This window comes from Qipengyuania vesicularis (assembly GCF_019711415.1).
Classification (GTDB): domain Bacteria; phylum Pseudomonadota; class Alphaproteobacteria; order Sphingomonadales; family Sphingomonadaceae; genus Qipengyuania; species Qipengyuania vesicularis.
This window is the reverse complement of the sequence record NZ_JAIGNJ010000003.1, coordinates 375813-388030: the sequence shown is the minus strand read 5'-3', so window position 1 is coordinate 388030 and position 12218 is coordinate 375813. Positions and strand designations below refer to the sequence as shown.

Annotated in this window: 9 protein-coding genes; 1 reads left to right on the top strand and 8 read right to left on the bottom strand. The window is 63.6% G+C overall.

All coding sequences use genetic code 11. The annotated features are described in order from the left end of the window. Positions 1-57: 57 nt before the first annotated feature. The 8 genes from K3146_RS10710 to K3146_RS10675 all read right to left on the bottom strand — a co-directional run bounded on the left by K3146_RS10710 (position 58) and on the right by K3146_RS10675 (position 10421). Positions 58-1806 (bottom strand): flotillin family protein, encoded by a 1749-nt coding sequence (locus tag K3146_RS10710; protein WP_221546274.1) that lies wholly within the window; start codon positions 1804-1806, stop codon positions 58-60. A 9-nt stretch (positions 1807-1815) separates the two neighbouring features. After that, positions 1816-2457, bottom strand: a complete 642-nt coding sequence (locus tag K3146_RS10705; protein WP_221546273.1) for a YqiJ family protein — start codon at positions 2455-2457, stop codon at positions 1816-1818. Positions 2458-2644: 187 nt separating this feature from the next. After that, entirely contained in the window at positions 2645-3943 is a 1299-nt protein-coding gene (locus tag K3146_RS10700; RefSeq protein WP_221546272.1) for a cytochrome P450, read from the bottom strand. Then, entirely contained in the window at positions 3943-5490 is a 1548-nt protein-coding gene (locus K3146_RS10695; protein ID WP_221546271.1) for an acyl-CoA synthetase, read from the bottom strand. Before K3146_RS10695 ends, K3146_RS10700 begins: the two co-directional genes overlap by 1 nt. A gap of 157 nt (positions 5491-5647) precedes the next feature. Next, positions 5648-6355, bottom strand: a complete 708-nt coding sequence (locus K3146_RS10690; protein WP_221546270.1) for a M23 family metallopeptidase — start codon at positions 6353-6355, stop codon at positions 5648-5650. Between the two features lie 141 nt (positions 6356-6496). Further along, entirely contained in the window at positions 6497-7285 is a 789-nt protein-coding gene (locus K3146_RS10685; RefSeq protein ID WP_221546269.1) for a ferritin-like domain-containing protein, read from the bottom strand. Beyond that, positions 7282-7752: a peroxiredoxin gene (locus K3146_RS10680; RefSeq protein WP_221546268.1), complete on the bottom strand. Its 471-nt coding sequence runs from the start codon at positions 7750-7752 to the stop codon at positions 7282-7284. Before K3146_RS10680 ends, K3146_RS10685 begins: the two co-directional genes overlap by 4 nt. After that, positions 7752-10421 carry a bifunctional [glutamine synthetase] adenylyltransferase/[glutamine synthetase]-adenylyl-L-tyrosine phosphorylase gene (locus K3146_RS10675; RefSeq protein ID WP_221546513.1) on the bottom strand — a complete coding sequence of 890 codons (2670 nt, stop codon included), beginning with the start codon at positions 10419-10421 and terminating at the stop codon, positions 7752-7754. The genes K3146_RS10680 and K3146_RS10675 overlap by 1 nt, the downstream gene beginning before the upstream one ends. Before the next feature lie 105 nt (positions 10422-10526). On the opposite strand from K3146_RS10675, the gene K3146_RS10670 reads away from it, so the two are divergent. Next, positions 10527-12218 carry a M28 family metallopeptidase gene (locus K3146_RS10670; RefSeq protein ID WP_221546267.1) on the top strand — a complete coding sequence of 564 codons (1692 nt, stop codon included), beginning with the start codon at positions 10527-10529 and terminating at the stop codon, positions 12216-12218.

Genomic DNA, 12218 nt, shown 5'->3' with positions numbered 1-12218 from the left:
CGTGCAAGAAAAAAGGGGACGCATCAGCGCCCCCTTCCTTCGTTGTCGGGCCCGAGGTCAGGCGTCGGCGTTTTCGCCCCCGGACTGTTTGGTGTCTTTCGCCTTGCCGTTTGCCGGAAGCGCCATTGGGGCGGCTTCCTCGTCGGCATCGTCCTCTACCTCGAAACCGCCGGTCTGCTCGGCTGGTCCCTTGACGAGGCTATTGAGGCTCGAGCCGTCGAGGCCCAGTTCCTTCATCAGCCCGTCGAGCACCGGAGCCTGCGCACGGTAGGCGAGCGCTGCGCTGACCGCATCGGTCGCGAGGTTGCCGGATCCGCCGCCGACACTGGCTGCACCGCCTGACGACTTGCCGCCGCCATTGGTGAGCCCGTCGACCTGGACGATCTTGATGCTCTCGATCGCTTCCATCGGCTTGGCGCTTTCCCTGACCAGTTCGGGCAGGACCTTGAGCAGCGCCATCTTGGTCTGCAGGCTGATCTGGTCCGAGGAGAGGATGTTCGCTGCCTCGTTGATCGCCTTCTGACCGGCTGCCTCGACTTCGAAGCGGACGCGTGCAGCTTCGGCACGCAGCTTCTCGGCCTCGGCCTCACCCTGCGCTTCGAGGCGCAGAGCTTCGGCGCGGTTGGTGGCTGCGTCCTTCTCGGCCTCGGCTTCCACGCGGACGCTGATCGCGTCGCGCTCTGCCTGCTTTGAAGCCTCGATCAGCTCGATGCGCTTCTGACGCTCGGCGATCTCGGTTTCTCGGCTGGTCGAGACCTGCTCCTCGGCGGCAACCGCCTTGGCGCGGGCTTCGTCAGCCTCTGCCTTGGCCTGGCTTTCCTCGCGGCTCTTGTTCTGGACCGCGATCTGCTGCTCCTGGCGAGCGATTTCGAGCGCACGCTGCTGGTCGATCCGCGCCTCTTCGACGAGACGGTCGGCTTCGATCTGCTGCGCATCGACCTGCTTCTTCGCCTCGATCCGGGCAGCGTCGGCCTCGCGGCTGCGCTCTGCCTGTTCGCGGGCGATTTCCGAAGCCTGCGCGGCGCGGCGGATTTCCACCTCGCGCTCCTGCTGGAGGCGGGCGTATTCCTTGTCGCGCCCGATTTCGAAGCTCTTGGCGTCCGCCTCGAGGTTCTTCGTCTCCATTTGCACACGCGTGTCCTGCTCGATGTCGTTGCGCAGTTTCTTGCGCGCCTCGATCTGCTCGGTCAGCTTGGTCAGACCTTCGGCGTCGAAGGCGTTGTTGGCGTTGAAGTGCTCGATGCTTGTCTGGTCGAGACCGGTCAGCGAGACCGATTCCAGTTCCAGACCGTTCATGGCGAGGTCGTTGGACGAGACCTGCTGCACCTTCTGGACGAAGTCGGCACGCTGTTCGTGCAGCTCGTTCATCGTCATACCGGCAGCGACCGAGCGCAGCGCGTCGACGAACTTGCCTTCGACCAGATCCTTCAGCATTTCCGGCTGCATGGTGCGCTGGCCCAGCGTCTGTGCGGCCATGGCGATGGCTTCGCTGTCGGGCTTTACGCGGACGTAGAACTCAGCCTTCACATCGATCCGCAAGCGGTCGAGCGTGATCAGCGCCTCGCCGTCGCGGCGGACGACCGAGAGCACCAGCGTGTTCATGTTGACCGGCATGGTTTCGTGGAAGACCGGCAGCACCAACGCGCCCCCGTTCATTACGACCTTTTCGCCGCCCACGCCGGTCCGCACGAAGGCGATTTCCTTCGACGCACGGCGATACATCTTCAGCAGGAAGGTGATGATTATGATGGCGAGAAGAGTCCCGCCTCCGATCATGACCAGTGATGTTCCAAATAGACTGTCCATTGCTCCTCCTTATTGATTGACTTGTGTTGGCGACAGGCGGCGCTCGGCGAGCGCGGTCGCGTAGAATTGGTTGCCCTCGCGGCGGACGAGCAGGACCTCGTCACCCTCGTGGAGTTCGGATGTCGCCTCGTGCGGTTCGACCATCACCCGGTGGGTCTGGCCGTGCACGTCTTTCACTCGCGCCCGAGCGGGCGATCCGGCGCGTGCCACCCCGATGCTGATCGTGGCTCGGCGGCCGACAAGGGTTTCGGTGCTGACAGCGGTCGTGTGGTCCTTGGGCAGGATGCGGCCCAGCGGCCGGGCGAAGACGCCCGTCACGGGGAGAGCCGCGACACCGGCGATCACTGCGGCAAGCCAGCTGTAGAGCGGGCTGCCCGTGAGGCTTGTCGCGAGCTCCTGGATCGACAGGCCTATGCCCGCGAACAGGAACAGGAACAGCGCCAGCCAGATCGTCAGCGGAACGCGTCCGATGCCGAGCAGCGTTAGCAGCCCGTCGAACATTCCCGCATCGGGCAATCCGTCGCCGTCTGCGTCCAGGTCCACATCGGCGTCACCGAAATCGGCGACTCCGATGAGCTGGATGACAGCGAGGACCAGCATTATGACGAGCGCGGCCGCAAACGGCATGTTGTGCGGCTCTAGCAATGTCATGATTTCCCCCTTTCTTGTGCGCAGGAAGACTCACTCCCGGCCACTACCGAAAGCGGATCGTCCTACTGTTTTATCCATGCCATTCACCTAGCAGAAAGGCGGGGATTTGGGTAGGAAAATCGGAAGGCTGTTGTACGATTTTTCCCGCATTTGCGGGGGTTTGACTTGGGCTATCCGTATTTCGACTTCACGCAGGACGGATGCTCAGCGGCAGGGTCTTTAGCCCGCCGACAAACGTCGACTTCGAGCGGGCCGGCTCGCCTGCCAGTTCGACGCTTTCGATCCGATCGAGCAGCGTTTCGAACAGAATGCGCATTTCCAGCCGGGCAAGGTGCAGGCCGAGGCACTGGTGCGCGCCTGCCCCGAAGGCGAGGTGGCGGTTGGGACTGCGGCTCGCATCGAACTTGCGCGGGTTTTCGAACTGGGCAGGGTCGTGATTGGCGGCAACATAATTGATCATCAGCCAGTCGCCCTTGGCGATTTTCTGCCCGCCAACCTCGGTGTCCTCGGCCGCCGTGCGCATGAAGTGCTGAACGGGGCTGGTCCAGCGGATCGCCTCTTCGACAATACCGGGCAGCAGTGAGCGATCGGCCCGCACCCTTGCCCATTGCTCCGGATCCCGCGCCAGCGCTAGCATCGCCCCTGCCGTGCTCGCGCTCGTCGTGTCATGGCCGGCAGCAGCGACGATGATGTAGTAACCCATCATGTCGCGGTCGTTAAGCGGCTCTCCATCGACCGTTGCGTTGGCGATCGTGCTGGCGACATCATCGGTCGGGTTCGCTCGCTTCTCAGCCGTCAGCTTGGCAAAGTAGGCCTCGAAATCGGCGACTGCGCCCGCAACCAGCTGCGTGATCGCCTCGGGCGGCAGGTCTTTCATACCCGACTGGTTGAGGTCTTCGTCCTGCCCGCCGAACATCTGCTGCGTGAGCATCAGCATGCGGGGCTCCTCCTCTTCAGGCACACCGAGAATCTGCATCACGACATGCAAAGGGTAGGGCTGCGAGACGAGCTTGCAGAAGTCCGCCTCCCCGCCCGCATCGATCAGCCGATCCACGGTCTTGTGCGCAAGTTCGCGGATTTCCCCTTCGAGCCGATGCAGGTTCTTTGGCATGAACCATTCCTGCGTCAGCTTGCGGTATTTCATGTGGATCGGCGCATCGAAGGTGACGAGGCTCGCCACCATGTGCGGACTGCCGCCGGTCATTTTCTTCGCGAACTCGATCCCCTCGGTGAGGCTGAATACCACGGTCTGCGGATTGTTGAGGAAGGTCGCATTGTCCTTCGAAATGCGCATCACATCATCATAGCGCGTGACAAGCCAGAAGGGCGGGTGGCGCTGCTCGACATCTTCCACCCAGGCGACAGGGCTCTCCTCACGCAGGCGGTCGAACGTGTCGAGCAGCGGGTCCCAGGCGGCATAGCTCTCTGGCGATATCACCTCATAGGCGGTTTCGGGATCGAGCCGGGGCCTGTCCTGCGTCGCCATCACGCCTGCTCCGTTTCTTCCTCGGCCTTGCGCAGGTATTCGTCGCGCAGCTCGCGCTTGTAGAGCTTGCCATTCGCCTCGCGTGGCAGCTCGGGACGGAAGTCGAACAGCTTGGGCATCTTGATCTTGGAAAGGCTGGGCGCGAGGAAATCGCGCAACTCCGCTTCCAGGTCCTCCCCGGCATCTGCCATGTCCATCGGCTGGACCACGGCGACAACTTTCTCGCCGAAATCCGGGCAGGGCGCGCCGATCACCGCGGCGTCCATCACCTTGTCGTGCGTAACGAGGAGGTTCTCGATCTCCTGCGGGTAAATATTCACACCGCCGGAAATGATCATGTGGCTTTTGCGGTCGGTGAGATAGAGGAAGCCATCCTCATCGACGTGGCCGATATCGCCCAGCGTCATCCAGCCCTTGGGATGCATGGCATCGGCGGTCTTGTCGGGATCGTTGTGATAGGTCGGGATATTGACGTTCTCGAAGAACAGCAGTCCGTCCTCGCCTGGGGGCAGCTCCTCGCCATCGGGCCCGCAGACATGCAGCGTGCCGTGAATGGCCTTGCCGACGCTGCCGGGATGGGTGAGCCAGTCCTCGGCCTTGATCAGCGTCATGCCGATGCCTTCGGAGCCAGCGTAGTATTCGTTGATGATCGGCCCCCACCATTCGATCATCTCCCGCTTGATCGGGACCGGGCAGGGTGCGGCTGCATGAAGCGCACGCTGGTGGCTGGAAAGGTCGTGGCCTTCCCGCTCTTCCGGATCGAGCTTGAGCATGCGCACGAAGTGGGTCGGCACCCATTGGCTGTCGGTCACGCGGTAACGTTCGATCGTCTCGAGCGCATGGACGGGGTCGAATTTCTCCATCACCACCACTGTTCCGCCAAGCCGGTGTGCCGTCGTGCACCAGCCCAGCGGGGCGGCGTGATAGAGGGGAGCGGGTGAGAGGTAGACCATGCTTCCGTCGGCAGGCATGCCGGCTCCCATGATCGCAAGGCCAACCAACGGGTTTACGGCGAGGATGTCATCATCCTCGGGCGGCGCTGGCCGCACGCCCTTGGGCGCTCCGGTCGTGCCGCTGGAATAGAGCATGTACTGGCCCGGAGCCTGGTCGGCGATCGGTTCGGAAGACTGCGCGGAAAGCGCTTCGACGAGGTCTTCTTCGCCCTCGCCGCCAAGCACCAGCAATTCCATCCCGCTGCAATCTGAACGGATCTCTTCGATGCGGTCATCGAAATTGCGGCTGGTAATCAGCAGCTTCACCCCGGCGTCCTTGAGGATATAGCAGATCTCGGGCGCGGTAAGCCGGGTCGCGACCGGTACCATCATCGTGCCTGCGCGCTGCGATCCCCACACAAGCGGCAAGTAATGGATATTGTTCTCCATCAGGACGCCGAAATGATCTCCGCGCTGCAGCCCCTTCGATCTCAGGAGCTGCGCGAAGCGATTGGCATAGTGATCCATCTGGCCATAGGTCATCACCTCGCCGGTGCCGGACATGATGATGGCGGGATGGTCGGGGCGCGCCTGGGCGTGCGTGATGGGATGCATCGGCTGTTACCTCTCTCTCGCACCGGCGATCCTCATGTGCGGGACTCGTCCGGTTTCGATGAGAAACGTAACTGCCAGAGCGGCTTGGGCAAGAAAAAAGGCGGCCGGGTGCGACCCGCCGCCTCTTTTGCGCTCCCGAAAGGCTGTTGCCCGGGGCTTATTCTTCGTCGTTGCCGCCCTGGCCGCCTTCACCAATGGCAAGGGCGAATGCACGCTGCGCTTCCGATTCGACCATGTAGGGCATCGGATTCACGGCTTCTCCGTCGATGCGGACTTCGTAATGCAGGTGCGGGCCGGTGGAACGACCGGTCGAACCGACATAGCCGATCAGATCGCCCTTCTTGACCCAGGTCCCGTCCTCGACGGCAATGCGCGACATGTGCGCATAACGCGTCTGGATGCGTGCACCGTGTTCGATCGAGACATAGTTGCCGTAGCTCGAATAGCGCTCTGCCTTAGAGACATAGCCGTCGGCCGTTGCGTAAATCGGCGTGCCGGTCGGCGCGGCAAGGTCGATACCCTTGTGGCCGAGGCGGCGCTTGAGCACCGGGTGGGTGCGCATGCCGTAATCGCTGGTCAGCCGTGCATGTTCGAGCGGCATGCGCGACGGAACCGAAACCTGCGGGCGTGCAGCAGCGACCGGCTGCTGCGGATTTTCCCAGGTAGCAAAGAGCTGGGTGAACTGTTCGTCGGCTTCCGCAGACGCCGGGCCTGCAACCTTCGATACGTCGATCACGCCTTCTACCGCTACCGCGGCAAGCTCTGCTCCGGCTTCTTCGCCATTCTCGGCATGCGCCGGAGCGGCAGCGACGCTCAATCCGGCAGCAACCATGGTGAATGCAAGCGAGATACGCTTGGTGATCATGCTAACCCGTCCATCGGACGCGCCGTGACGCGCCCTTCTTTCTTTTGTCGACAGGGCGTCCCGGCCCGATCGAACGTTGTCCCAAAAACCGCCGGAACCCCCCGGCATTTCGTGAGTATGGGTTATGGCTCTGAAGGTTAACTAAGCAATACCGGCGTAGAAATCGCGGGACAGACCGGCTGCGGAACGCGCCGAGTCGTTGAACGGCGGCTTCAGGCCCCCTGAAAAATGCGTCTTGACCAAATTTCGCCATGATTTCGGCGGGTTCTCGCCGCGACGCGCGCAAATCTCGCGGAAATGCTTGGCTCCGAAGGCAACATGGCGGATTTCGTCGTCAAGGATTCGTTTGAGAATTTTCGCGCCTTTTTCATCACCTTGCGCGCGCACCCTTTCCAGCGTTGCCGGAGTAACGTCGAGTCCGCGCGCCTCGAGGACCATGGGCACGATCGCCAGCCGCGCGGCGACGTCATGCGCGGTGTCCTGGGCGGCGCTCCACAGCCCGTCGTGCGCAGGCAACGCTCCGTAGTGCGAATCGAGTGAGCCGAGTATTCGCTCGATCAGCGCGAAGTGCATTGCCTCGTCCGCGGCGACAGAAAGGAAATCGGAAACAAAGGCTTGGCCCATCGATTCGCCGAATCGCCCCGCCATGTCGAGCGCGAGATCGATGGCGACGAACTCGATATGCGCGAGCGCATGCCATAGTGCGATGCGGCCCCTTTCAGATCCACCCTTGCCGCGCCGAGGCATGTCGCGCGGCAAGCGCAGCTCGAGCGTCTCCGGCCATTCCGGGCGATCCGGCATTGCGCAATCGAACACGAAATCCAGCCTGCCCAGCCGCCACTCGCGTGCCACCTTGCGGGCGGCAAAGACCTTGGCGGTCTTGTCGCCCGTCAGCAGGGCATGGCGGATGGCGCGGGCGACCGAAGTCATGCGGAGCGCGCAGCCTCCAGCACTTCCTCTGCGTGACCTTTTACGCGGACCTTGGGCCAGACACGCAGGATCGTGCCGTCTTCCCCGAGCAGGTAGGTCGAGCGGATCATGCCCATATAGGTGCGGCCGTAGTTCTTTTTCTCCCCCCAAACGCCGAGTTCATCCGAAAGTCCGTTCTCTTCGGCATCGGTGGCGAGATCCACGGTGAGGTCGTGCTTGGCGATGAAGTTCTGATGCTTCTTCGGCGAATCCTTGCTCACGCCGAGCAGTGCGGTGCCAGCCTTCTCGAAGTCGGGCTTGAGCGCGGAGAAGTCCTTCGCCTCGGTCGTGCAGCCGGGCGTATTGTCCTTTGGGTAGAAAAAGATCACCGCCTTCCTGCCAGCCAGGTCGGCCTTGGTCTTCGTGCCGCCATCGGGCGTTTCCATTGAGAAATCGGGGAAGACATCGCCCTCGGAATATGTGCTCATCAGTCCAGCTCCAGTGTTTCGCCGAAAATGTTCTGCCATTTGCTCACAACGTCGCGCCTGGAAGCGGCAAGGCGGTCGAGCAGGGCTTCGAAATCGTCCGCCTCGCACAGGCGCGCAAGGATGGCGCGCGGACCGTCGCCGGGAATGGCCAGGTCTGGCGCGAGGAGGCGCGTACCGACCAGCAGCCGCGTCATCAAGTCGTGAGCCCCAGTCAGTTCCTCGAGCTCCGGCAATTCCGCGAGGGCGGACCGAATGCTTGGTGTCTGCCCCTTGCGGTCGCGCAGCTGGAGGAAGTGGACAAGGAATTCGATGTCGACCAGCCCGCCGCGAAGAAGCTTGGCGTCGAGCGGGCCCTTCGCCGGTTTGTGCGCTGCCATCTCATTCCGCATTTTGAGCAGGTCGGCCAGCAGTTCTTCCTCGTCACGCTCGCGGCGAAGGACATCGGACAGCACAGCATCGACCGCATTGCGGCCATCCTCACTGCCCGTCAGGACCCGCGCGCGGGTGAGCGCCATGTGCTCCCAGGTCCAGGCATCCTCGCGCTGGTAGCGCTCGAAACTCTCGAGGCTGACGGCTAGCGGGCCCTGCGTGCCCTGTGGGCGAAGTCGCGTGTCCACTTCATAGAGCGCACCTTCCGCAGTCGGAACCGAAAGCGCAGCGCTCACACGCTGCGCGAGGCGGTTGAAGTAGAGCGTCGCCCCAAGCGGACGCTCGCCATCGCTTTCCGCCTCTGGACTGCCGCTGAAGAGATAGACGATGTCGAGGTCGGAGGCATAGGTGAGCGCGCCGCCGCCGAGGCGTCCGAGACCCAGCACCAGCAGCTCGCCTCCATCTATCCGCCCGTGCTTGCGCGCGAACTCTTCCTCCGCCGCCTCCTGCGCGCATTCGAGCGCAGCTTCGGCCACGCGCGAAAGGGCAGCGGCGATATCGAGCGGATCATGCGTGGCCTCCATGACCTGAACGCCGAGGGCAAAGCGGGTCTCGCCCGTAACGATGCGTATGCGGTCGAGCCGGTCCTCATAGGTGTCCCCCCGCTCGCCGCGGCGAATGGCTGCGGCCAGCTCGTCGCGGGTGCCGGGCAAGTCGAGCGCGCTGCGATCGATCAGCGCATCCACCAGTTCGGGTCGACGTGCGATCGCATCGGCAAGCGGCGGGGCAAGGGTGAGGCAATCGGCAAGCAATTGCAGCAGTCCCGGCCGCGCTTCGAGAAGGCGGAAGAGATTGATGGCGCTCGTCATCCGGGACAGCAGGCTTTCCCATCGAGCTACTGCGCGCTCCGGATCCTGGGAGGCGGCTATCGATCGAAGCAGCTTTGGGCGGATCGCCTCGAATGCCGAAAGCGCGGCAGAACTGCGCAGAGGGGGATAGCGACCGTCGGTCCAACCCCGCACGCGCTCTGCAAGTTCGGGATCGAGCTCGGTGGCTGCCTTGGGCGCTGCGACATGCGGGCTGTCGGAGGGGACAGAAATCTCGTCTTCCGCGAGCAGGGCGTCATAGCGCTCTGCAACCGGCGCCGTAGTCGCGGCGATATGCGCGAGCCAGCTTGCGCCATCGGCGAATCCATCGAGCCGCGCGACATTGTCGAGCGCTTCGCCCGAGGGCAGCGTGTGGGTCTGCTGGTCGCCGACCATCTGCAAGCGGTGTTCGATCCGCCGGAGTGCGTCGTAGCTTTCGCCGAGTGCCGCCGCGTCTTCCTCCGCAATCCTTCCGGTCTTGGCCAAGGCATCGAGGGCCGCGCGGGTTTGTTTGTGCCGCAAGGAAGGATCGCGTCCGCCGTGGATCAGCTGGTGCGTCTGCGCGAAGAACTCGATCTCGCGGATGCCGCCTCGGCCCAGCTTGACATTGTAGCCCGGGGCCGGTTCGCGCGGCCCGCTCTGCTTGTCGCGGATACGGTGGGTGAGGCGGCGAACCTCGTCGATGGCGCCGAAATCGAGGCTGCGTCGCCAGACGAAGGGCCGGATGTGGTCGAGAAAAGCCTCGCCTGCCGCAATGTCGCCGGCGCAGGCGCGCGCCCTGATGAAGGCCGCACGTTCCCACGCCAGCGCCGAACTCTCGTAATGCGTGATTGCCGCGTCGAGCGGGATGGCCAGCGGGCTGACTTCGCTCGCTGGGCGCAGACGCAGATCGACGCGGAACACGTAGCCGTCGGAGGTGACTTCCGACAGCATCCGCACCACCTCGCGGGCGTAACGCTGGGCCGCTTCTCCCGGCTCGTCGCGGTCGCGGCGGGGCAGGCTGCCCGGATCGTAAAGGAGTATCGGATCGATGTCGGAGGAATAATTAAGCTCGCCCGCGCCGTGCTTGCCGAGCGCCAGGCCGATCATCCCCCGCGGTTCTGCACCTTCGACACGCCGGGAAATGGCTGCGGCGATGGCCGAGTGCAAAGCTCGATCTGCGAACAGCGACAACTCGCGCATGACCTTTTCAAGATCGAAAGCACCAGCAAGATCGCCAATCGCAAGGACGAGGCCAAGCGCCCGCTTCTCGCGCCGGAGAGCAAGGCCTGTATCCGCAATGCCTCCACCTGCGTCCTTCGCCAGATGAAGCGCCGCTTCGCCTTCGCCCTCTTCGAGCAGGCCGGCCAGATCGGGGAGTCGCTCCAGCCCGCGCGCGAGAAAGGGCGCGTGACTGCGCGCCCGCTCGATCGCATCGGTCCAGTTTGCGTCCATCATTCGCGGCTCTGCCCAAGCACGCGCGGCGGCGCAAGCTTGCGCAAGCGCCCTCGCTCCGGCAACACACGCGCCGATCAAACAGCATTCGAGAGGTTGCCCCCCATGATCCGTACAAGTCTTGCCGCGGCATCGGCCTTGTTGCTCGCCGCCTGCAACACCAACATCGAAGAGGGCGCCGGTGCCGGCGGCCTCGATATTCCCGAAGTCGCCAGCGGAGACATCTCCGAAGAGACGATGAAGTCGATTACCGAGCGCCTGTCTTCGGACGAGTTCGAAGGCCGGATGCCGGGCAGGAAGGGCGAGGAGCTTACCGTCGCCCTGCTGACTGAACGTTTCGAAGCGGCGGGCCTTGAGCCGGGCAACAATGGCAGCTGGGTGCAGCGCGTGCCGCTGGTCGAGATCACCGGTCGCGATTTCGCCCCGCTGACGATCGCAGGGGGCGATGAGGAGATGAGCTTCGACTATTCCACCGACTGGGTTGGCGTAACCTATCGCGAGGATGCCGAGACCAGCCTCGAAGATAGCGAACTCGTCTTTGTCGGCTACGGCATCAACGCACCCGAGCGTGACTGGAACGACTATGAAGGCGTGGACATGACCGGCAAGACCGCCGTGATCCTCGTCAACGATGCCGATTTCGGCACCGAGAGCCTCGAAGGTCCGTTCAACGGCAAGGCGATGACCTATTACGGCCGCTGGACCTACAAGTACGAAGAAGCCGCCCGCCAGGGTGCGGCCGGTGCGCTGATCATCCACGACACGGAGCCGGCTTCCTATGGCTGGAATGTCGTCGAAAGCAGCTGGTCGGGCCCGCAGGCCTACGCCCAGCGCGGCGCCAATGCCCCGGCGCTCACCGTCATGAATGGTTGGGTGACCAACGAAGTCGGCAAGCGCATCCTCGAAGCTGCCGGCCAGGATCCGGCAAGTCTCATGGCCGCTGCCAAGAAGAAGGGCTTCAAACCCGTCTCGCTCGGCCTGACCGCTTCGACGAGCTTCTCCAACGATATCCGCACGTTCGAATCGCAGAACGTCATCGGCGTGCTGCGCGGCAGCGAAGCGCCCGATGAGTATGTCATCCACACCGCGCACTGGGACCACCTCGGCCGCTGCACGCCTGCGCCAGATGGCGACGACATTTGCAACGGCGCTGTCGACAATGCGACCGGCACGGCCGCGCTGGTTGCGCTCGCCGAAGCGCATGTGAAGGCTGGACCGACCCGCCGCAGCCAGGTGTTCCTAGCGGTGACGGCGGAGGAATCGGGCCTGCTTGGCGCGGATTACTATGCCGCCAACCCGGTCTTCCCGCTCGACCAGACGGTCGGCGGGATCAACATGGATGCCTTCCTGATCGCCGGGCCTAGCAAGGATGTCGTGGTGGTCGGGCCGGGCAAGTCGCAGCTCGACCAGTTCCTCGAAGCTGCGCTCACCGCCGATGGCCGTGTATCCACGCCAAATCCCAATCCGGAAGCCGGTTATTATTACCGCAGCGACCACTTCGCCTTCGCCAAGCGCGGCGTGCCCATGCTCTATGTCGATGGCGGCGAGGATCTCGTCGATGGTGGCACCGAGGCGGGGGCAGCGGTGGCCAAGGACTACCGCGACAATCGCTACCATGGGCCCAAGGACGAATACGATCCGAACTGGGACTGGTCGGGCGTGATGGCCGACCTCCAGCTATTCTATCGCCTCGGCAGGATGATGGGCATGAGCACAAGCTGGCCCAACTGGAACGAGGGCGACGAGTTCAAGGCCACGCGCGACGAGACCTGCGCCGCAGCTGAAACCGGCTGCTGA